Raw genomic sequence first — 2,144 nt, 5'->3', positions numbered from 1 at the left:
GTGTCGGGTAAGGGACAAACCTTACGGTTATTCCCTCCCCAAAGAACGGAACGTGCGACTTTCACCGCATTCCGCTCACGTATCTATAACGCATAATATCCCATTTGCGCGGCTCGATTGGAATTCATAGCTCTTTTTCGGTTCAGACGGTACCTTTTTGCTCGGCATTCAAAGTATTCCCTGTCAAGAAATGGATTCTTGTTTAAAGATATTTGCCCTTTTCGCACAATTGGCATATCCATCATCAGAAATAGGATGTTTTTGTCCGACATAAATGTCCACTTTCTGCCTTTATGCTCTTTCCAGTATTTGTTAACTATCCAGTGCTTGTTTTTGTTTGGGTGTCTGCGTTTGGACCATCTCCACAACATTTCCCATATGCGATGATCCAACGTATGAAAGCACTTCTTAGCACATGATGAGTGATGATAATTTGCCCATCCTACTGTCACCTCATTTATTTTCTTTATGAGTATTTCCTGTGTGGCTGTCTGGTTTTCTTTTATTATTTCACTGATTTTTCTCGTAATTTTCTTCATAGATTTATGTGACGGCTTGATAATCAGTTTTCCTTTAAATTTACGAAAGTTCCAACCCAGAAAGTCGAATCCATCATTAATGTGAGTAATGACCGTTTTCTCTTCTGACAGTCTCAGTCCTCTTTCTTCAAGAAATCTTTCTATCATTGGTTTGATTTCTTTCAGTGTTTCTTTGTCAGATGCTGTAACGATAAAATCGTCAGCAAATCTCACCACATGTACTTTATGCGCATTGTACTTCACACTAAATGTCCTTTTAACTTTGCTTCTCCAGTATACATCCAGTATCATGGGTTCTAATCCATCAAGTACCATGTTTGCATAAGTTGGCGAGATAACTCCTCCCTGTGGAGAGCCTTCTATAGTCGGATATAACTTTCCCTTTTCTACATATCCACAACGCATGAACTCTTTCATAATTCTTTTGTTTCCGGGAATGTTATCCATCATCCACCGATGGCTGATTTTATCAAAGCAGCTTTTTATATCCCCTTCCAGAATCCATTGTGGAGAATCCTTTCTGCTAAGTACACTAAACGCATACTCACGTGCATCTTCAGGACTTCTGTATTTCCGAAATCCAAAGGAGATCCTGTCGGCAGTTGTTTCTGCCACTGGTTCCAGCGCAAGAAGTTGTAATGCCTGCATAGCCCGGTCTCTCATAGTAGGTATTCCCAAAGGACGCTTTTCTTTCTTGCCAAACTTTTCGATATATACCCTTTTCAATGGTTTTGCATGATATGTCTGGCAGTCCAGGCTCCTTACTGCGTTTACTTTTTCTTTATCAGATTTCCAAATTTCTCCATCTATACCTGGCGTTTTCTTTCCTCTGTTGCTAACCACTCGTTTAACAGCCAGAGCCTTCGCGTAAAATGAATTAGTTATTAAATACTGTAATCTCTTAACCAATCTCAGCTTTTGTTCTAATGTTGCCTTTACAATTCGAATCTGTAGCCTGTTAACTTGTTCTTCTGCTTTCTTCCAATCTATCTGGTTCCATTGAAGTTTCATGTCTGTATTGTCCTCACAAATGTGCCATTGAACTTGATACATTCACAGTTTCCAGTTTCTTCATGTAATTGATACGCGTTGGAAGTCTGCTTCCTTTCGGACAGGGCAAATCTTGAACCCTTATTTCATGCATTACACATGAACTTTCGCTTTTTCCAACATCCTCTGCCTTCTGTGCATTGTGCTTTTCTTACGATTAGCCTACCTTTTCCCAGGAGCACATAAGGTTTACCTTGTTTCGTCATTTAAATAATCTTGATATGTTTAGGTTCTGCCTATAGACCGGGAGTTCTCTGTCCGTTTGGCATGATACCATAGTAATTATCATGTCCCTGACTCCGTACTATTTTAGTCAAGGTGTATCAACCACTTTCACCTTTTACACGAGTGACGACCCTTACGACAGTTCACATACGTTAACCTTGCATATCTTTTCCTTGCAATAGGACAGATGTGGTTTCTGTCTTTCTCACGTTGTCCCGCTGCTCCGCACCTTTCATTACTTACTGGGCACTATGCGGTAGAAATACTACAAACGGATGTAGTAGTGAATTTATCACAATTTAAATGACGACTTGCAAGTCGCACACTATG

Annotated in this window: 1 protein-coding gene; it reads right to left on the bottom strand. The window is 40.1% G+C overall.

Features of this window, described 5'->3' with window-relative positions; translation table 11 throughout:
* Positions 1-83 precede the first annotated feature (83 nt).
* Complete coding sequence (gene ltrA, locus DW915_RS15510) at positions 84-1,550, bottom strand: group II intron reverse transcriptase/maturase (protein ID WP_082424764.1); 1,467 nt, start codon at positions 1,548-1,550, stop codon at positions 84-86.
* Between the last annotated feature and the right edge of the window lie 594 nt (positions 1,551-2,144).

Origin of the sequence: Blautia sp. AM42-2 (genome assembly GCF_003480245.1) — a bacterium.
GTDB lineage: Bacteria > Bacillota > Clostridia > Lachnospirales > Lachnospiraceae > Fusicatenibacter > Fusicatenibacter saccharivorans.
Note: the sequence above shows the minus strand (reverse complement) of the source record. Positions and strands in the feature narration are given on the sequence as shown.

Bases quoted from the DNA above. Each gene is read 5' to 3' on its own strand.
- ltrA (WP_082424764.1), bottom strand. From the start codon at position 1,550: ATGAAACTTCAATGGAACCAGATAGATTGGAAGAAAGCAGAAGAACAA.